Genomic DNA, 20,049 nt, shown 5'->3' with positions numbered 1-20,049 from the left:
CTATTTCGTTTAACCGAAGCACGGCTTCCTTTAACTTGAATATCTTATGTGTGACACTATGTCGGTAAAAAGAACCTATGTCAATGAATATTTATGCGCTGGCGTCAATACAACTGTCATTAAATTTTAATTTATATAAAAATAGCCCGGGAGACACCCGGGCTATTTAGACAGCAAAGTAGCGGCTTTAGCCCGCAATATCACTGTTTTCGCGGCTGAACAAAAAAACGCCGTCCTTTACATCGACCAACACGGTGTCGCCCGGACCAAATTCTCCCTCGAGAATTTTTCTTGCCATGGCGTTTTCCACGTGTTGCTGAATTGCACGTTTCAACGGCCTTGCCCCGAATACCGGATCGAAACCGCTTTTTGCCAGCAGTGCCAGTGCTGCATCTGAAATATGCAAATGCATATCCTGACCCGCCAACCGAGCTGCCAGACGATCCAGTTGAATCCGCGCAATAGAGGAGATCTGCGCGCTATCCAGCGAATGAAATACCACCACTTCGTCAATACGGTTCAGAAATTCAGGCCGGAATGCCTGTTTCACGTCTTCCCAGACTACTTCCTTGATCGCTTCGTAAGACTCCCCAGCCATACTCTGAATATGATGCGAACCCAGGTTCGAGGTCATCACAATCACGGTATTGCGAAAGTCTACCGTTCGCCCTTGTCCGTCGGTCAGCCGACCATCATCAAGCACCTGCAACAGGATATTGAACACGTCAGGATGGGCCTTTTCCACTTCATCAAGCAAAATGACGCTATAAGGCTTGCGACGCACCGCTTCGGTCAGGTACCCGCCCTCTTCATAACCGACATAGCCCGGAGGCGCCCCGATCAGGCGTGCCACGGAATGTTTCTCCATGAACTCGCTCATATCAATACGCACCAGGTGGTCTTCGGAATCGAACAGGAAGCCGGCCAAGGCCTTGGTCAGCTCAGTTTTGCCGACGCCGGTTGGCCCCAGAAACAGGAAGGATCCATAAGGCCTTGACGGATCCGACAGGCCGGCGCGCGAACGCCGGATTGCATCGGAAACCAGCGTAACCGCCTCGTCCTGGCCTACCACACGTTTATGCAGGAAACCTTCCATGCCAAGCAGTTTTTCACGCTCGCCCTGCATCATTTTGGATACCGGGATGCCGGTCGCGCGAGAAACCACTTCTGCAATCTCTTCGGCCCCGACTTCGGTACGCAGCAGGCGTGGCTTGGCCTTGCTGGACTCTTCTGATTCTGCAGCCTTCAGACGACCTTCCAGTTCCGGCAGGCGACTGTATTGCAATTCGGCCAATTGTTCATACTGGCCCTTGCGCTGAAACTCAGCCATTTGCGCCCGGACCTTCTCGATTTCTTCCTTGATCGACTGCGCACCCTGCACCGCCGCTTTCTCGGTTTTCCAGATCTCTTCGTAGTCGTTGTACTCGCGCTGCAGCTTTTCCAGTTCATCCTCGATCACTTTCAGGCGGCGGGCAGATGCATCGTCGGTTTCCTTACGAACCGCCTCGCGTTCAATTTTCAGCTGGATGATCCGGCGATCCAGGCGGTCCATGACTTCGGGTTTCGAATCAATTTCCATGCGGATACGCGCCGCAGCCTCGTCGATCAGGTCAATCGCCTTGTCCGGCAAAAAACGGTCTGTGATATAGCGATTGGACAGCTCAGCGGCCGCCACAATGGCCGGGTCGGTAATATCGACACCGTGGTGCAACTCATAGCGCTCCTGAAGACCGCGCAATATGGCAATTGTGCTTTCAACGTCGGGTTCGTTGATCAGCACTTTCTGGAAGCGCCGTTCCAGTGCGGCGTCCTTCTCAATGTACTTACGGTATTCGTTAAGCGTGGTGGCGCCGATACAATGCAATTCGCCGCGCGAAAGCGCTGGCTTGAGCATATTGCCGGCGTCCATCGCCCCTTCGGCCTTGCCTGCGCCTACCATGGTATGGATTTCGTCGATAAAGACGATATTACTACCGTCATCCTGCGCCAGTTCCTTGAGCACCGCTTTGAGGCGTTCCTCGAACTCACCGCGATATTTGGCCCCCGCCAGCAACGCAGCCAGGTCCAACGACAGCACGCGTTTCCCGCGCAAGGTTTCGGGCACTTCATCATTGATAATGCGCTGCGCCAGTCCTTCCACGATGGCTGTTTTACCCACACCAGGCTCACCGATGAGCACCGGGTTGTTCTTGGTGCGCCGCTGCAGAATCTGAATGGCCCGACGGATTTCGTCATCGCGGCCGATAACCGGATCCAGCTTGCCCATGCGCGCTCTTTCTGTCAGGTCTGTGGTGTATTTTTTCAGCGCCTGACGGTTGCTTTCGCCTTCCTGGTCTTCAACGGCTGCGCCGCCCCGAACAGCCTCAATGGCCGCCTCGAGCGCTTTTTTCTGCAGGCCGGAGTCGCGCAGGATGCGCCCGGCCTCGCCCTTGTCTTCGGCCAGTGCCAGCAAGAACAATTCACTTGCAATAAATGCATCCCCCCGCCGGGCCGCTTCCTTGTCCGTAGCGGTCAGCAGCCCATTCAGTTCGCGACTGATCTGCACATTGCCGTCGACCCCTTGAACCTGAGGCAGCGATTTGATGGCGCTGTCCAGGGCCGGGCCAACGCGATTGACCGCGACGCCCGCACGCGCCAGCAGGCTGCCGGCACCGCTGTCGGCATCGCTCAGCAAGGCGGATAGAACGTGAACCGGTTCAATGTACTGATTGTCGTTACGGCCGGCAAGACTTTGGGCGTCAGCAAGCGCCTGTTGAAATTTTGTGGTTAATTTGTCAAATCTCATGATTCTTCCCATGTCATTCATTACGGCCATGCATATATGGCCAGGTTGCTTAATACATAATGGCAACTACCCACATTTCAAGATGTAATACAGCACAGTTTTTGACCAATGATAAAGACTGCCGCCCAAAGAACGGTACCACAGCCGGTACAATCAAATTTTAACCGCTCCGAAGACCGTTCAATGAATTCAGGCTTTCCCGACACCGCTGCCGAGCGCGATCCCCTCGCCGCCAGTAACCTGTTGCCCCAGCGTGTCGTGTTGGATACCTGTGTGCTGATGTCCACCATTCTGAAGAACCTGCTGCTGCGTCTGGCGCAATCGGGCATGTTCGAACCAGTCTGGGCCGACTACATCGGCCAGGAATGGCGCCGCAACGCCAGCCGCGTTTGGGCCGTACCCGAAGACGACATCGCAATCCAATGGCAGGACATGCAAGCGGCCTTTCCCCGGGCCGATATGGGAATAGTCAATGAATTCGAAACGGGGCTGTCCAAAAGCGACCCAAAGGATTGGCACGTCATTGCTGCTGGCCGGGCCGCGCTTGCCCAGTTTCGCGGCCAGTCTGTCTGCATTCTGACCCGAAACCTGCGAGACTTCAACCGCAGCGAACTGCGCCTGCTTGGCTTGTCTCTGTTCGATCCAGATCAGTTTCTAATCAAGTGCTATGAATTGAACCCTGATTTGTTTATGCAACTGCTGGCCCTGATTCCCGACGATGCCGTAAAGATCGGCCGTCCCCGAGAGCCCCTGGAGACGGTCCTTAAGCGGGAACGCCTGTTCCGCCTGAACAGCCTTATTGCCCAGGACGTGAATGCGGCTGCCTGATCAAACAGCCTCAGACCATTGTTTCATGAAGGATGCTTTCCATGTGCATTATTTATTTGTCCATTGCCAAAGATCCCGACTGGCCACTTTATATCGCCGCCAATCGTGACGAATTTCACACCAGGCCAGCTCAGCCGGCCGCGCCTTGGGATGCCAATCCTGACGTTTTCTCGGGATTGGATCTGAGCGGCGGCGGCACGTGGCTGGCGATCAACAGAAACGGCCGTTTTGCCATGCTGACCAATTTTCGCGAACCTTCCGGCTTTATCCCCCAGGCCCCCACACGCGGCCTGCTGGTGAGCAACTTTGTAGATGGGGATATGACCGCAGGCGACTACGCCGCGCAGGTGTGGAAAAGCGGCGATAACTATAATGGCTTCAATCTGATCGTGGGTGATGTCAGCGAGGTTTACTACACCGGTAATCGACAGGATGCGCCACCGCAAAAGCTGACGCATGGCAGCTATATTCTATCCAATCACTTGCTGGACACCCCCTGGCCCAAGGCCGAACGCCTGCGTCGCGGCCTGGATGCGCTCACGCCCGACTGCTGTCCCGATGCCCTGCAACAGGTATTCAAACTGCTTAAAGATACGACCCCTGCGCCTGACGACGCCTTACCCGCCACCGGCATTCCGCTGGAACGCGAGCGGCTGCTGAGCAGCCCTTTCATCATCAGCGAGAATTACGGCACCCGTTGCTCCTCCATTATTGCGGTCAATCGCGCTGGCTGCGCCACCTTCAGCGAACTGACCTACGCGCCCGACGCCAGCGAAACAGGACGTCGTGACTGGAGCTTCTCCATGCACACTGCCTACCACTACTGATTGCGCAGTGCGTCACCATTCGAAGGTACAATGACCGGATTGTTCATTCAACCAGACTCAAGACGCACAAGCCATGGATCGCTTCACCCAACTGGAAAGTTTTGTCGCAGTTGCCACGCTTGGCACCCTGTCGGCTGCCGCTAAGCAGCATAGCATCGCCCCTGCGATGATGGGCCGCCGTATCGATGCGCTGGAAGAGCGCCTTGGGGTGAAACTGCTGATTCGTTCCACTCGCAAGCTCACCCTCACGCCTGAAGGCCACGCCTTTGTCGAAGAAGCCCAGCGCATCCTCAAGGATTTGGCAGAAACCGAGAGCCAGATAACGCAGGGCAAGGTAAAAATTGCCGGTCCCTTGCGATTGACCGCGCCTGCCGGTTTCGGCCGACAGCATGTGGCGCCGCACATACCGGATTTTTGCCTGCTCCATCCCGACATCCGCGTCACACTGGATCTGACCGACAGAATCATCGACATGTTCGAAGAGCAATATGACTGCGCCATCCGCATCGGCGACCTGCCAGACTCCCAACTAATCGCATTAAAGCTGGCTGAAAACCGCCGGGTGGTGGTCGCCTCGCCCGCCTATCTGAAGCGGCAAGGCACACCCAAGGTACCCGCTGATCTGGTCAAACATGAATGTCTCTCCTTCGGCCCGCAAGGCAGCCAAAGCAAGGGGTGGCTATTCCGCGAAAAAGGCAGCACGCGCGCCTTCAAACCTGCCAGTCGGCTGGCATGCTCCGATGGCAGTGTCCTGCACGAATGGGCATTGCATGGCTTCGGCCTGTCGTGGCGGTCCTTGTGGGAAGTACAGGCCGACCTGAATGCCGGTCGCCTGGTCACTGTTCTGGACGACTATGCAACCGCGCCCAACGGGATCTATGCCGTATTGCCAAACCGCAAGCACCTGCCCCAGCGCACCCGCAGCTTTATCGATATGCTCAAGCAGCACTACGCTTCAGACGGCTACTGGGACGCGGTACACACGCCGCCCGTAGCCCCGCTCTGAAGAAACGGCGCGCGCAACACGCCCGTTAGTTATTTGCCTTCAGCCAAGACGTCCTGCGGCAAATCGGTTGCATGATATTTTTTGAAGATGGCATTTAACTGGCCATTTTTCAGATTCTGGCGTATCAGTTCATTGATTTTTTCTTTCAATTCGGGATTGTTGCGGGCGACGCCGATACCCATTTTCGAGGTCGACATCACAACCTTGATATCCAGGGCTTTGGCCGGATCCTTTTTATTGAGCGCGGCAATAATGGAAGGTGCGGTCGAAAAAATATTCGCCTGTCCGCTGGTTATCGCGGTAATGGCTGTCGCATCGTTTTCAAAACGTACAATATTTGTTCCCGGTGGTGCCAGCTTGGTGACGTTCTGATCATTGGTGGTGCCCCTGGCCGTGACCACGGTCTTGCCTGCCAGATCCTTCATCTGCTTGATGGGTGCGTCCTTGGGCGCGCCTATCACAGACTGGATCACGGCATAGGGTATTGAAAAATCAATCACCTTTGCCCGCTCCGGCGTGATCGACAAACTTGAAATGACAATGTCGGCCTTATTGGTAAGCAGAAATGGAATACGATTGGCCTGGGTGGTCGAGACAACTTGCAGCGTTACACCCAGATCCTTTGCCAGCAGAGTGGCCGTTTCAACGTCCGAACCCACTTCCTTCATGGTTTCGCTTTTCATGCCATAAGGGGGCGCGCTCAGGTCGATGGCAACCCGCAACACTTTCTGCTGCATGATCTGTTCCAGGGTGTTGGCACAGGCGGGTGCCGCCGTGCCCAGCAGTGCCGTCGCAAGGGTGATTGCCGCAAGCGCGGGCTTGAGCGAATAAGTCATTATTGTCTCCTGTGTGGAATATTGTTTTCTAACGAATCAACAAAAATAAGGGGTACGCTTAATCAAGGGTACGTTTAGCTTCTTTTATAGCGAACCCGGATTACAGGCCGATATCCAGGAAGTGCTTCAATTCAGGGGTCTGCGGATTTCGCAGCATGTCCGGCCCGCCCTGTTCATGGATTTTTCCCTGATACATATAAACAATACGATGTGCGACCTTCATGGCAAATGCCATTTCGTGCGTTACCAGCACCATCGTCATACCTTCACGCGCCAGTTTTTCGATAACACGCAATACCTCCCCGGTTAACTGTGGATCCAGCGCAGAGGTCACCTCATCGAACAACATGAGTTTGGGACCCATGGCCAATGAGCGAGCAATGGCAACGCGTTGCTGCTGTCCGCCCGAGAGTTGTTCCGGATACATCTGGCTTTTCTCCGACAGGCCAACCTGCGCCAGTACGGTTTGCGCGATTTGCTTTGCCTGGCTCTTGCCCATCTTCTTGACTGAGGTTAGCGCAAGTGTGATATTGCGCTCGACGGTCAAATGCGGGAACAGGTTATAGCTTTGGAAAACAATCCCTACATCCTGGCGCAGCATCTTCAGGTCAGACTTTGGGATATCCGCGCCAAAAGTATGTCCGCATACCGTCACCGAACCCTTGTCGATCTGTTCCAGATGATCCATGCAGCGCAGTGCCGTGCTCTTGCCCGACCCGCTCTGGCCGATAATGGCAATAATTTCGCCTGGTTTGACGCTCAGGTCGATACCTTTGAGTACATGATTGTCACCGAACCATTTATGCACATTGTCCAGACGCACGATATCGCCGGTTATCGCTTTACCGTCGCGCGATAAGGGCTGTATGCCTGCCTGTCCGTTGTCTGGCGGCACTGGTGCGCTGACAGGCAGCTCGGCTACTGATTGCTGCGAAGGCACTGAATTCATATAGGCTCCTTTGTGTAATTTTGCATTTCAGCCGCGAGATACGTTCAGCTTGCGCTCTAGCTTCAGACTGAGTCGCGACAGCGGATAACAAATGATGAAATACAAGACCGCGGCAAGCCCGAAGTAAAGAAATGGCTGGAAAGTCGCGTTATTGAGTATTTTCGCGTTATAGGACAACTCGGCAAAACCGATCACCAAAGAGGCAATGGAGGTATTCTTGACGATCTGCACCATAAACCCCACAGTGGGCGGTACGGCGATACGCAATGCCTGCGGCAAAATAACCTGGAACATGCGCTGAATACGGTTCAAGCCCAGGCACTCGGCCGCTTCCCACTGGTTTTTCGGCACCGATTCGATACAGCCTCGCCAGATTTCACCCAGAAATGCAGACGACTGAATGGTCAACGCCAGCACGGCAGCCGTCAGCGCAGGTACCGACGTAAAGCCCAGGATGGTCGGGCCGTAAAAACAGACGCCCATCAGCACCAGCAGCGGCGTACCCTGGATGGCCTGAATATAGGTAAAGGCTGCGCCACGGGCAATGGGATTGGCAGACACGCGCATCAGCGCGATCATCAGCCCCACTGCACTGGCAAACACAAACGTAAGGACAGACAGCACAAAGGTACCCCAGGCGCCCTGCAACAGAAAAATCACCTGTTCATAATTCATATTTCAGCGCTCCGGTTCAAAGCAAAGTGCCCAGGCGACGCCTGCGTACAAAAAGCAATTTGGACAACATCCAGAAAATGGCGCGGACCATCAGAGACATGGCCAGATAGATTCCCCAGAGAATGATAAACACTTCAAAATTGCGGAACGTCATGGATTGCACCTGACCAGACACTCCAAACAAATCTTCGGTGCCCACCGCCGACAGCACACTGGTAACCAGCATCAGCAAAATGAACTGGCTGGTAAGCGCCGGGTATACACGCTCCAGGGCCGGCACCAGAATAATATGCCAGTACACCTGCAAAGGCGATAAGCCCAGGCACTCGCCCGCTTCCCGCTGGCTGCGCGGCACCGATTCGATTCCGGCCCGAACGATCTCACAGGTATAGGCCGTAATATTGATGACAAGTGCAAGTATGGCGCCGACCAGAATCGGCATGGTCAGCCCCACACTGGACATGCCGAAAATCAGAAAGTAGCTTTGGATGATCAGCGGCGTATTGCGAATCACCTCGACATAGGCACCGACCGTTTTGCTCAACCACGAAATGGACGAACTACGAGCGATCGCGCACATCACGCCGAGAATGAACCCGGCCAGCGTGGACCAGAACGACATGACAACCGTCGTACGCGCCCCTTCCAGGAAAAACTGCCAGTAGGCAAAGACAGAACTGAAATCGAACTCATAAGTCATGTCTGACCCGCTTTTGACTGTGATAAAAGTAAGACATCCTACACGGACTAATTGGTAAAACCACTTATAGAAAACCCTATAAAATGCATATTTACACCACAATTGGTTTGACCACTTAAGTTGAATCCCCTATATTGGATTTAATTTGATTTCAATTAAAAATATGACTTCCGACACACCGTCCCCATCGCGCAAAATGGCGGCAAGAGCCTATCTGCAGACCGCTGCGCAATTGCGCACGGTTATTGCGAACCTATGCATCGGTGCAGGCGCCCGCCTGCCTTCCGAAAGAGAGCTTGCCCAACAGCTGGGGGTGTCGCGGCCGACGCTGCGTGAAGCACTGATCGTTCTGGAACTGCAGGATGAAGTTGAAATCCGGATCGGATCGGGCATTTACGTAAAAAGCAGCTCAGCGCAAACCGGATCAACGGGACAGGTGGATCATGCCGGCGCCGACAAGATGTCGCGTATCGAACCCCAGCGTGAGGTTCAGGCAGAAACAGACGAGGCTGCCAGTAGTCAGCAAGCTCAGGCTGAAGATATGCCGGATGATGCTCCTAATGGCGCTCCCCTGGCCCATGCGGCCCTGATGCTGCATAGCATTGCAGAAGACAGCCCGAAAGAGGTCAACCAGATGCGCTATTTTCTGGAATCTGCCGTAGCTGCGGAAGCGGCCCGTTTCATGTCGCCCGGCCTGCGTAAAAAACTCAGAAAAAGCCTGACCGACATGCAGGCGGCCTTGGCGCAAAACGATCTATCCACCAATGCCCGCATGGCCCATGCAGATCGGCTTTTTCATACAACACTGGCGCAAAGTACAGACAATCAACTGGTCATACAGACCATTACCAGCCTGTTCGACCAGCGCTACCGGCCGATTGCCCGCACCATGCACCGGCATTTTGACGATCAGCAGGCCTGGCTGGCGGCCATGCAGGAGCATGAGCACATCTGCCAGGCCATTGAAGAGCGCGACCCGTTGCAGGCGCAGGCCGCCATGCAACGCCATTTGACCCGCGCTCATCAGCGCCTGATGGCCATCATTGGCTAAAACAACATCCATTATTTCAAAGCGAAATCCAGAGGAACTCAATGAAGAAGACCATACGACTGCATGCCAATGATAATGTCATTATTGCAACTGAACAGCTGATGCAGGGCAACACAGAGGACGGGATCGCCATCCTCGGGCTGGTTCCAGCCGGACACAAGATCGCTACCGTGGATATCGCAAAAGACAGCCCGGTGCGCCGCTACAACCAAATCATTGGCAAGGCGACACGCGACATTCGCGCTGGCCAGCATGTCCATACACACAACATGACCATGATGGACTTCGAGCGTGATTACGATTTCGGCTCTCATACAAAGGATGTGCCAGTCAACGAAAATACCGACCAGTTCATGGGTTACGTCAGGCCAGATGGCCGGGTTGCAACACGTAACTTCATCGGCATTCTCACCTCTGTCAACTGTTCGGCGACCGCTGCCAAAGCCATTGCAGACCATTTTCGCCGCGATATCAACCCCGCAGCGTTAGCGGACTTTCCCAACGTTGACGGTGTGGTCGCCCTGCCCCATGCCACCGGCTGTGGTCACGCAGCCGAGGGGCTGTTTGTGGAAACCCTCAGGCGCACCCTGGTCGGCTACGCAAAACACCCCAACTTTCATTCGGTGCTGATGGTCGGCCTGGGCTGTGAATCCAATCAGATCTCGGCGATTCTTGCGTCCGGCAACATGAAGGAGAGCGTCAACCTGCAAACCTTTACCATTCAGGATACCGGCGGCACCGCGAAAACCGTCGCCAAAGGCATTGCGGTGGTCAAATCCATGCTACCTGCCGCCAATGAAGTCCAGCGTGAGCCGGTCTCCGCATCGCATCTTACCGTGGGCCTGCAATGTGGCGGCTCTGACGGCTATTCCGGTATTACTGCAAACCCGGCGCTGGGTGCGGCGGTTGATCGCCTGGTGCGCGCCGGCGGTACCGCCATTCTTTCCGAAACGCCCGAGATTTATGGCGCAGAGCATCTACTGACCCAGCGCGCCGTCAGCCGCGAAGTTGGGGAAAAACTGGTAGCCCGGATCAAGTGGTGGGAAGATTATTGCGAACGCAATTTTGCCGAAATGAATAACAATCCGTCTGCCGGCAACAAGGCTGGCGGGCTGACGACCATTCTGGAAAAATCACTGGGCGCAGTTGCCAAGGCTGGCACCACCAATCTTAATGACGTTTACGAGTATGCGCAGCCCGTTACGGCAAAAGGCATGGTGTTCATGGATTCTCCCGGTTTTGACCCGGTATCGGCCACCGGACAGGTCGCCTCGGGCGCCAATCTGATTTGTTTTACAACAGGTCGCGGCTCGGCTTACGGCTGTACACCCTCGCCTTCGCTCAAGCTGAGCACCAACAACGCCTTGTGGCAGCGCCAGGAAGAAGATATCGATATCAACTGCGGCACGATCATCAGCGGTGAAGAAACGGTAGACAGCCTGGGTGAAAAAATCTATCGCATGATGCTGGACTCGGCATCCGGCAAAAAAACCAAAAGCGAATTGCATGGCTATGGACAGAACGAGTTTGCCCCATGGCCGTTGGGTGTGACAATGTAGGTACCAGCAACAAGGGGTTCAGCAATAAAGGCGTGAGCAAGCAATACATGGCGGTTGGCAGTCTACCTGCCGCCATGTATTGACCCTAAAAGCGCGCGACGTTGCCGCAGTACGACGTCACGGTCAGGGCCGTTATGTGACAGCGATAGCAAAGCAGGTGTTATTTCTCTTCGACATCGGCAGCCCATGGCGCACCATGCTGCGTCATTGCTGCCACCTGAGACCGTCAAGCCATCGAGCTTAATCGAGCCATTCCTGAACCATGACTTCTATCGTAATACACACGGGTGAGCCGCCTTTGATAAATCTGCCGGCAAACACTTGGCCTGCATTGTTGGCCACAATCCCGTAGAGCTCCACTTCGGTTTTTCCTTCACGATCACGGCGCACGTGTCCGTTCATGCTCAGAATTTCCACCGCGAAGCCTTCCACATTGATACTGCGCAGCACGCCTTCATCGGTCATGATTTCCAGACTGGACTTGAACAGACTGCCAAGCCCGCCTTTGATAACGCCCTGAGCAATTTCGTGCTCGCGACAGATGTCCTCCATGCCGGTGATCAGATCGTCATTACAGAAAAACCGGGCATTGACCACACGCCCTACCCGGCAGTGCCTGATACTGGATTCCATACGTCTGTTCCTTTGCCGTTCAGGGCCAAACTTCAGCGCTCGTGCGCAGCAGACACCACAGCACGATCTGCAATGCCACCAATATGCTCTGCCAATTGCGGATGAAATACATACATACCGGAAGTGGCGTCCAGTCTGGCGACAAATTCGATCTCGCTTGTCGCCGTCACATAAATGCGTATCCCTGTCTGCCCCACGATGCATTGCTGCGTGTCCAGATGGCCGCCCTGTGTCTGGCCATTGCCGGTCACAAGACAACCATGGCAATGCAGCAGGGGCTTGTCGTCCCTATCCTTTCCGTATATGCCCATGGCTGAGATCAGTGTTGCATGGCCGGTGTGGTTAGGCGCACCATATTGCGCAATGCGCTTGCCAGCCGGATCAGGATATCCGGTATAAAAAATGGCAGAACGAAGATGCCCGCCCATCAAATCCAGATGCGCGCTTTGAATGTCGTACTGTGCGAAGGCGGCAGATACCCACTCCCAGAGCGATGCGCCTTCGGGCACATCAAGCACCCAGTTGCTTTGGCCCTGCCGGGCCAGAGATAGCACTCTTGAGTTAAGCCGTTGCATCATCCTGCACCATGCGTCGCAAGTCTTTTTTGACAATTTTCCCATAGCCCGATTTTGGCATGGAATCCCAGAAGTAATATCTGGCCGGATACTTGTACCGTGCCACTTTACCATTCAGGTGACGGTTCAGTGCTACGGCATCGGTCCTGCAGCCGCTTTTGCATACCACTACCGCGACACCGGCCTCTCCCCATTTTTCATCGGGCACGCCAAACACGGCCACCTCAGAAACAGCGGTGTGCGCCAACAAAGCCTCTTCAATTTCCCTCGGGTACACATTGGAGCCACCCGAAATATACATATCTGACTGGCGCCCGGTAATATACAGGAAGCCCTGCTCATCCAGATGGCCCAGATCACCGGTGTGAAACCAGCCATAACGAAATGCTTTCTCATTGGCCGCAGCGTTGTTGTCATACCCCATGCATACTGCCGGACCGCGCACGCAGATTTCACCTGTCATGCCGGCATCACAGCGCTGGCCTTGCTCATCCAGGATCGCTATTTCCATACCCGTTCTGGCGTATCCGCAGGTGCCGATCCTGGCGTCAGCGGCGCTATCATCCTGCTGGTGCATATGCGCCGGCAGCACCGTGATATTGCCTGTCACTTCGCCTAGTCCGTAATATTGCACCAGCACCTTGCCCAGTTTGCGCAATGCATATTTCTGGTCCTCCCGATACATGGGCGCACCCGCATAAATCACGTATTTCAATGACGAATGGTCAAACTGGTCCACCGCCGGGTCTTCAGTCAGCCGTTTGACAATGGTGGGCACGGTAAACATATTGTCAACGCGATACTGCTGAACCAGCTGCCATGCTTCGACGCAATCGAGCCGTGCCGAGCCAGGCAATATGCTGGCTGCCCCCCTGGCTGTATTGGCAATGGCATGAATTCCTGCACCGTGCGACAGCGGCGCGACCACCAGGGACCGGGAATGCTGGTCAATACCAGGCAGCAGATCCGCCAGATGATTGGTAATCACAAACGCCATTTGACCGTGCGACAGCACGCCGGCCTTGGGGAACCCGGTGGTCCCAGACGTAAAGAAGAACCAAAGGGGGTCTTCATAATCCACATCAATCGCTTCGAAGCGACCGTCGCCTCTATGCTGCGCCACCAACGCCTCGTAGCTGTGCTCGCCCTCTTGCGGCTCGCCTATGGCAATCACATGCCTGACAGAATCTGCGGCGTGACAGCAACTGTTGGCGTGACCCGCATACCCATCGTCATATATGACGATCGACGCACGGCTCGCAGAGGCTAGATAGGCAATTTCCGACTCGGTAATCCGCACGTTAGTGGGAACCCAGATAGCGCCCAGCTTGAAGGTTGCCCAGCAGCTTTCGAACAACTGCACGTTATTGGAGGAATGGATCAAAATACGGTCGCCCTTGTCTATGCCAAGTTTCCTTAAAGCATGAGCAAGCGCATCGACCCTGGCGTTAAGCGTACCCCAGCTATAGGTACGGTCACCATGAATAAGACCAGGCAGTTCCGCAAAACGCAAACTGACATCAGTCAGAAAGTTACCAATATTTTTTACCGGCTTGAGCATGACACCATTCCAGATTGACCCGATACCTGCGTTTATCGCGGGATCGCGGGCAGATCACACGCGCATCAGGCGCGCTCAAGAATACTTACATAATTGGCGACTGCCGAGCCGCCCATATTAAAGACACCGGCCCGATCCGCTACCGGCAACTGCATGTCCCCCGCCTGCCCGCTTAGCTGCATGGCGGCCATGACGTGCATGGATACGCCGGTCGCTCCAATGGGATGCCCTTTGGATTTGAGACCACCCGACGGGTTCACCGGCAAGCGCCCGTCCCTGGCACTGATGCCGTCCAGGATGACACGCGCGCCTTGCCCCGGGCGGGCCAACCCCATGGCCTCGTACTCAATCAACTCGGCAATGGTAAAGCAGTCATGGGTTTCTAAAAACGACAGCTCGCCCAGGCTCAGGCTGCTGTCAGCCAGCGCCTGCTGCCAGGCACGCGTTGCCCCTTCGAAAGCAATGGGATCGCGACGGCTCATGGGCAGATAATCATTGACCTGCGATGTTGCAAGAAAGCGCACCTGATTGTCGCTATTGCGAACGTCATCATCCCGACAAATAATGATGGCCGCTGCGCCGTCAGATACCAGTGAGCAATCGGTACGCTTGAGCGGGCCGGCCACGAAGGGATTTTTTTCCGATTCCGTGCGACAAAACTCGAAACCGAAATCTTTTCGCATATGTGCATACGGATTGGACAGGCCGTTATGGTGGTTCTTGGCGGCAATCATCGCCAGCGCGTCAGACTGATCACCATAGCGATCGAAATAGGTTTTGGTAATGACATTGCCAAACAGGCCGGCAAAACCACCGGCAACCGTCGCCTCTTCCCTGGCATAGGAACATTTGAGCAGAACGTCGCCGATTTGCGGTGTGGACAGTTCCGACATTTTCTCAAAGCCAAGCACCAGCGCATAACGGCTGCGTCCACTGGCAACCGCATTGAGCGCAGAATGCAGCGCCGCCGAACCGGTGGCGCAGGCATTTTCCAGCCGTACAGCCGGAATGAATCGCAATGCCGGAATCGCATTGAACAACAGCGAGGACGGAAAATCCTGGTATAAAAATCCACCGTTGTAATGGCCAACGTGCAGCGAATCTATATCACTATGCTCCAGACCGGCATGGGCAATAGCCTGCAGCGCCACGTCGCCGATCATCTGTTCAGGATCAACACCATCCATTTTTCCAAATTTCGAATGGGCCCAGCCCGTCATTGACACACGCATTGCAATCGACTCCCTTAAATTGAAACTATGACAGTTGACATAAGCAGTCAATGTCCGGTAATGCCTGCAGCCAGAAAACCGCCATCGACCGGAATCACATGACCGTTGATATATGATGCGGCCTCGGACGCCAGGAACAGGCAGACCTGGGCAATTTCCTGCGGCGTACCGTAACGTCCCATGGGGATTGAGCCAATGAACTCGTCCCGGGTGGCCTGTGTATGCAACTGCTGGGTAAGCGGCGTATCCACCGGACCCGGCGCAATCCCGTTGGTCGTGATGCCAAATGCGGCCAGCTCCAGGGCCATCTGCCGCGTCAGCCCGAAAACAGCGGCCTTCGATGTACCATAGGCCGCTCGACCCCAGCTTGCGCGCTCACCACTCACAGATGCGATATTAACGATACGCCCCGAGTGCCTTTTTTGCATCAGCCGCCCAGCATACTGTGACATCAGAAATGGCCCGGTTACGTTCACCTGCATGACCTTATCCCAATGGTCCTTCGGATAATCCAGATAGGCCACAGTTTTGGCAATGCCTGCATTGTTCACCAGGACATCGCAGCGACCATAATCGCGCTCTACAGTAGCAAAAAACTGCGCAATGCTGTCCGCGTCAGCGACGTCCAGCCTGAGAAAGCGCGCCTCTAGCGATTGCCCGTTGAGCGAAGTCTCCAGCGCCTGCGAGTCTGCCTCGTTGAGGTCGGCGATCATGGTCTGGTAGCCGGCATGCGCAAAAGCCTCGACAATTGCCCGGCCGATGCCATTGCCGCCACCGGTAACCACCGCGACGCGCAAATCACTTGCAGAACTATCACTCATACTGCACCACCTATACTGAATAAGGGATCAGAGCGGACCCATCAAAGGAACCCGATAGAAAACCAGGGTACAAACGCAATGACAAACGTGGTTACCAGCAGAACAACCAGATACAGCCACATCTTTGGAATGACCTTGTCGGGATTGACCTTGCTGATCGCGCAGGCCGAATAAAAGCCCACGCCCAGCGGCGGAGCAAACAAACCAATACCCATGGCAAGAATGACCACAATGGCGTAATGCACCTCATGAATGTGCATGGCCTGAGCCGCCGGGAAAATCAACGGGCCGAACAGCACAATGGCGGGAATGCCTTCCAGGATGCTGCCCAGCAAAACGAAAAGCACAATACTCACCGTCATGAAACCGAACACCCCGCCCGGAATATGCGTCATGAATTCAACAAGCGTCGTGGAAAAACCTGATTGGGTCAGTGCCCAGGCCATGGCAGTGGCAACGCCAATAATAAGCAAAATGGCGCCCGAGAGCGAAGTCGCCTCAATCAGCATGGGATAAATGCGCGATTTGTCTACACCACCGATAAGCATCTGCACAATGATTGCGTAAATAATGACATACACGATGCCAATGGAAGCCACCTCAGTCGCCGTTGCAACGCCTTCGACCACACACACGCGGATAATGATCGGCAGGATCAGCACCGGCAGCGCCCACACAAAAGTGCGGCCAATCTCGGCAGCATTGGCGCGTTCAAGCGTATCCTGCGCGTTTTTGCGGGACTTCAGATAGCACACCAAAGCAATGGCCAGCGTACACACCAGCGCCGGCACCAGCCCGCCAATAAAAAGCGCACTGATTGATACGCCGCATACGGCCCCAATCGTAATCAGCACCAGACTGGGCGGAATGGTTTCGGTCATCGCGCCGGTGGCCGACAACAGTGCCGCCAGGTCATTTTCGTCGGCGCCCTTGCGTTTCATTTCCGGAAACAGTGCCGGCGCGACCGCGGCCATGTCTGCCACCTTGGAGCCTGAAATACCGGAGACCAGGAACATGGCGCCCAGCAGTACATAATTGAGCCCACCACGAATATGGCCCAGTATAGATGACATAAAATCAATCAGCTTGCGCGCCATGCCACTAATCTGCAGCAATACGCCCAATACCACGAACAGCGGCACGGCCAGCAACACGAGATGCGAAGCCCCTTCATCAATGCGCGTCACGACAATGGACGGCGGCACTTCCGCAATATTGACGATATAGGCCAGCGTGGCGATACCGAAGCAAAAGGCAATGGGCACGCCACTCATGACACACGCGCCCAGCACCAGCACAAAAAATACGATAAGGTTAAGATTGCCTATGTCATACATAAAATCGGCAAAATACCAGAGCGCATAGCCCACCACCGCGACAACGGCCGCCGCAGAGATAATGTCCTGCCAGCGCGAGTGCGCCAGCAAATGGCTCAGGGCAATAAAGGCAAACAGGCACATGCCCACCGGAATCGCAAGCGCCCTATAGCCATCGGGAATATTGAGCGCCGGCGAGGTGACCACCATCTGGCTGCCGGCATGATGAAATCCGGGCCCGATCAGATACGCGGCAAACAACAGAATAATCACCAGCCCCAGTGTTTCAAACCAATTCTGGGCCCGCCTGGAAAAGCGCGCTACTACGGCAGTCAGCCGCATATGTTCATGCCGGTCCAGCGCCAGCGCGGCGCCGAACATGCACAACCAGATAAATACAGACTGCGCCAGCTCGTCGGACCAAATAATGGGTTTATGCAGGAAATAGCGAAACACCACACCGGTAAAGAGCAATGCCGATTCGAATACCAGCATTGCGACAGCCAGCAAACCGACCAACCGCATCACTGCGGTCTTGACGGCGACGACACTTCTGGAAAGCATATGGGTATTGACGCCAGCCGATTGGCTGGCAATGCTTACATTCAAGACAGCGCTCCGGTAAATTGCTCCAGTTTTGACCAAAGCGGATCGCCAAAGGATTTCTTCCATTCTTCGTAAAAACCGGCATCCTTCAGTTTGCCACGGAAAGCGTTGGTGTCTACTTCATTAAAGACCATACCCTCACCTTCCAACGTCTGTTTGACAGTCAGGCTCAATTTGGCAAGATCGTCCCGCTCTTTGAGGCTGGCGCCCATCACGTGCTTGCGAATCACTTCCTGCATATCCTTGGGCACCTTGGCCAGGTTGTCCCGGTTCGCCAGGAACCAGAATCCATCCCACATGTGATTAGTAAGAGAGGCGTATTTCTGTACCTCATACAGCTTGGCTGTCTCGATCAGGGTGATCGGATTTTCCTGGCCGTCGGCGATATGGGTTTGCAGTGCTGAATAGGTTTCGGCAAAGTTGATCGTGGTTGGCGATGCGCCCAGGCTTTTGAACATGGACGTCCACAGCGGGCTTGGCGGCACACGCAGTTTGACACTGGTCAGATCATCAGGCGTTTTGACCGGCTTGGAGCTGGTGGTAATAATCCGGAAACCATTGTCCCAGATCTTATCGAAAGCGGTCAGGTTCGAACCCTTCTCGATTTCTTCGCGCACGGCGGCGCCCAGTTCACCGTCCATGGCCTTCCAGACCTGGTCGTAGTCCTTGAAGCCGAAACCAATACCGGAAATCTGCGTTTTGGAGATAAGCGTCCCCATGATAATGGGCGAAAGCGTAAAAAAGTCTACGGCGCCAGCACGAATTTGAGAGAGCGTGTCGGTATCATTTCCCAGCTGGCTGCTTGGATATACACGAATATCTACAGCGCCGTCCGTTTCTTTCTTGATGGCATCAACCATTTCCTTGGCACGGATATTCATGGGATGGGACACCGGCAGGTTATTGGCAAATTTGAGCCGAAAATCGGCGCGACGCGCCAGAATCACATCAGAATAGCTCAGTCCAAAAGCCGATGCCGCCGTGACAGCGGACATCGATTTCAAAAAGCTCCTACGTTTTACACCAGCCATTATTCCCTCCTCCAGGACTAAATATGCTTGTTGTCTCAAATTGCTTGTTATCTCGAAATGCCTGATATCTTGACCTGGTTGCGACTCTCCTGCGAATGATCGCGCTTACCTCGCTTGCGGGCCTGGCCATCTTGTCTGTTGTGTGATCACATCTCTTATAGCACAGATATTGCATTTATTTCGATGAATTTTCAACAGGGGTATGCCCGAATTGCTCCAGGCAAAATACAAAGCCGGCTGGCCGTTGCTACCCTGCCAGCCTGCCGAAATTCCCTGTGGCAACCTGCTCACCCGAATCAAACATGAGCGTGCGCTCGGGCCAGCGCATGGCGGCAAGTCGGGTTTGTCCCTGCGCCATCACGCCGGATCGTTCCAGGAACCGGGCGCCGACACAATAATCCACACAAAACACATTACCGCATGCGCCGTGCCAGTCGTACGGCGCCACACCTGCGAACAGGTCGCGACCTCGAGACAATGCGCTGACTGGCTTGTCCTGCGGGTTGCGCCAGTAGTGCCCGATCAGGACCGGCACCGCTTCGGTATAGGAGTCCCACCAGCGCGCCCGTTGTACAAAACGCCATTCTCCCCCGCTGAACAAGGTCCCGCTATCGGCCGTTTCCACGCCGGAAGTCAACACCCGGATCGGATTGGCCATTTGTCTGAGTTCACGCATATAGGCCGTTGCTCCCAGGAAAGGGACGGCTTGCGCCTCGTCGGAAATATGCACACGCCATTGCTTCTGCTCCGCAACATAATACTGAAACCGGCTATCGCTGTGGATAACATCGTTGGTCTGCCTTTCTCGTGCGTCAAAGTATTCAACGATGGAAGTCAGCGCCTGCGAGCCGATCTCGTTGAAAGAAGGCGTATGCCAGGCCGCATGTACCACCCGCAATTGACTGTTGCAGGCGACAATGGGCAGGTTGGTGAAAAAATCCAACACGGACTGTCGCTCGGCCATGGGAAGAACGCGCATTTTGCCAAATTTCACGTCACCGTCTGCCGTTTCATTCCAGAACCAGCTATTGCCATCCTTGCGCAGCCCCCGCAGGATA

At 54.8% G+C, this 20,049-nt stretch carries 18 protein-coding genes; 5 read left to right on the top strand and 13 right to left on the bottom strand.

The window, feature by feature from the left end; translation table 11 throughout:
* Positions 1-187: 187 nt before the first annotated feature.
* Entirely contained in the window at positions 188-2,785 is a 2,598-nt protein-coding gene (gene clpB, locus ACTIKR_RS01315; RefSeq protein WP_193086720.1) for an ATP-dependent chaperone ClpB, read from the bottom strand.
* 183 nt (positions 2,786-2,968) lie between these two features.
* Here clpB and ACTIKR_RS01310 point away from each other — a divergent pair, with 183 nt between their 5' ends.
* The 3 genes from ACTIKR_RS01310 to ACTIKR_RS01300 all read left to right on the top strand — a co-directional run bounded on the left by ACTIKR_RS01310 (position 2,969) and on the right by ACTIKR_RS01300 (position 5,446).
* Positions 2,969-3,613 carry a PIN domain-containing protein gene (locus ACTIKR_RS01310; protein WP_442326970.1) on the top strand — a complete coding sequence of 215 codons (645 nt, stop codon included), beginning with the start codon at positions 2,969-2,971 and terminating at the stop codon, positions 3,611-3,613.
* Positions 3,614-3,654: 41 nt separating this feature from the next.
* Positions 3,655-4,440 carry an NRDE family protein gene (locus tag ACTIKR_RS01305; protein ID WP_193086719.1) on the top strand — a complete coding sequence of 262 codons (786 nt, stop codon included), beginning with the start codon at positions 3,655-3,657 and terminating at the stop codon, positions 4,438-4,440.
* A 73-nt stretch (positions 4,441-4,513) separates the two neighbouring features.
* A complete protein-coding gene (locus tag ACTIKR_RS01300) occupies positions 4,514-5,446 on the top strand; it encodes a LysR family transcriptional regulator (RefSeq protein ID WP_193086718.1) in 933 nt (310 codons plus the stop codon).
* Positions 5,447-5,475: 29 nt separating this feature from the next.
* On the opposite strand, the gene ACTIKR_RS01295 is transcribed toward ACTIKR_RS01300, so the two are convergent.
* The 4 genes from ACTIKR_RS01295 to ACTIKR_RS01280 all read right to left on the bottom strand — a co-directional run bounded on the left by ACTIKR_RS01295 (position 5,476) and on the right by ACTIKR_RS01280 (position 8,606).
* Positions 5,476-6,282 carry a transporter substrate-binding domain-containing protein gene (locus tag ACTIKR_RS01295; protein ID WP_442326969.1) on the bottom strand — a complete coding sequence of 269 codons (807 nt, stop codon included), beginning with the start codon at positions 6,280-6,282 and terminating at the stop codon, positions 5,476-5,478.
* 100 nt (positions 6,283-6,382) lie between these two features.
* A complete protein-coding gene (locus ACTIKR_RS01290; RefSeq protein WP_226816352.1) occupies positions 6,383-7,231 on the bottom strand; it encodes an amino acid ABC transporter ATP-binding protein in 849 nt (282 codons plus the stop codon).
* A gap of 27 nt (positions 7,232-7,258) precedes the next feature.
* On the bottom strand, positions 7,259-7,906 hold the full coding sequence (locus ACTIKR_RS01285; protein ID WP_442326968.1) for an amino acid ABC transporter permease: 648 nt from the start codon (positions 7,904-7,906) through the stop codon (positions 7,259-7,261).
* A gap of 16 nt (positions 7,907-7,922) precedes the next feature.
* Positions 7,923-8,606: an amino acid ABC transporter permease gene (locus ACTIKR_RS01280; protein WP_442326967.1), complete on the bottom strand. Its 684-nt coding sequence runs from the start codon at positions 8,604-8,606 to the stop codon at positions 7,923-7,925.
* Positions 8,607-8,769: 163 nt separating this feature from the next.
* Here ACTIKR_RS01280 and ACTIKR_RS01275 point away from each other — a divergent pair, with 163 nt between their 5' ends.
* Positions 8,770-9,657, top strand: a complete 888-nt coding sequence (locus ACTIKR_RS01275) for a FadR/GntR family transcriptional regulator (RefSeq protein WP_442326966.1) — start codon at positions 8,770-8,772, stop codon at positions 9,655-9,657.
* 41 nt (positions 9,658-9,698) lie between these two features.
* Positions 9,699-11,216, top strand: a complete 1,518-nt coding sequence (locus ACTIKR_RS01270) for a UxaA family hydrolase (RefSeq protein WP_442326965.1) — start codon at positions 9,699-9,701, stop codon at positions 11,214-11,216.
* 240 nt (positions 11,217-11,456) lie between these two features.
* Here the strand turns inward: ACTIKR_RS01270 and ACTIKR_RS01265 are convergent, their stop codons facing one another.
* From ACTIKR_RS01265 to ACTIKR_RS01230, 8 genes are all read right to left on the bottom strand, one after another.
* Complete coding sequence (locus ACTIKR_RS01265; protein ID WP_193086712.1) at positions 11,457-11,849, bottom strand: PPC domain-containing DNA-binding protein; 393 nt, start codon at positions 11,847-11,849, stop codon at positions 11,457-11,459.
* A 32-nt stretch (positions 11,850-11,881) separates the two neighbouring features.
* Complete coding sequence (locus tag ACTIKR_RS01260) at positions 11,882-12,427, bottom strand: PPC domain-containing DNA-binding protein (protein WP_193086711.1); 546 nt, start codon at positions 12,425-12,427, stop codon at positions 11,882-11,884.
* Complete coding sequence (locus ACTIKR_RS01255; RefSeq protein WP_442326964.1) at positions 12,411-13,985, bottom strand: acyl-CoA synthetase; 1,575 nt, start codon at positions 13,983-13,985, stop codon at positions 12,411-12,413. Before ACTIKR_RS01255 ends, ACTIKR_RS01260 begins: the two co-directional genes overlap by 17 nt.
* 65 nt (positions 13,986-14,050) lie before the next feature.
* Positions 14,051-15,217, bottom strand: a complete 1,167-nt coding sequence (locus ACTIKR_RS01250; RefSeq protein WP_442326963.1) for an acetyl-CoA acetyltransferase — start codon at positions 15,215-15,217, stop codon at positions 14,051-14,053.
* 47 nt (positions 15,218-15,264) lie between these two features.
* Positions 15,265-16,038: an SDR family NAD(P)-dependent oxidoreductase gene (locus ACTIKR_RS01245; RefSeq protein ID WP_442326962.1), complete on the bottom strand. Its 774-nt coding sequence runs from the start codon at positions 16,036-16,038 to the stop codon at positions 15,265-15,267.
* Between the two features lie 41 nt (positions 16,039-16,079).
* Positions 16,080-17,918: a TRAP transporter large permease gene (locus ACTIKR_RS01240; RefSeq protein WP_442327004.1), complete on the bottom strand. Its 1,839-nt coding sequence runs from the start codon at positions 17,916-17,918 to the stop codon at positions 16,080-16,082.
* Positions 17,919-17,959: 41 nt separating this feature from the next.
* Positions 17,960-18,991 carry a TRAP transporter substrate-binding protein gene (locus ACTIKR_RS01235; RefSeq protein ID WP_193086706.1) on the bottom strand — a complete coding sequence of 344 codons (1,032 nt, stop codon included), beginning with the start codon at positions 18,989-18,991 and terminating at the stop codon, positions 17,960-17,962.
* Positions 18,992-19,238: 247 nt separating this feature from the next.
* Positions 19,239-20,049 (bottom strand): hypothetical protein (locus tag ACTIKR_RS01230; RefSeq protein WP_442326961.1); only part of this gene is annotated, 811 nt, incomplete at its 5' end.

The sequence above is a fragment of the Advenella sp. genome, assembly GCF_052108595.1.
Classification (GTDB): domain Bacteria; phylum Pseudomonadota; class Gammaproteobacteria; order Burkholderiales; family Burkholderiaceae_B; genus Advenella.
This window is presented reverse-complemented; position numbering and strand designations above follow the sequence as displayed.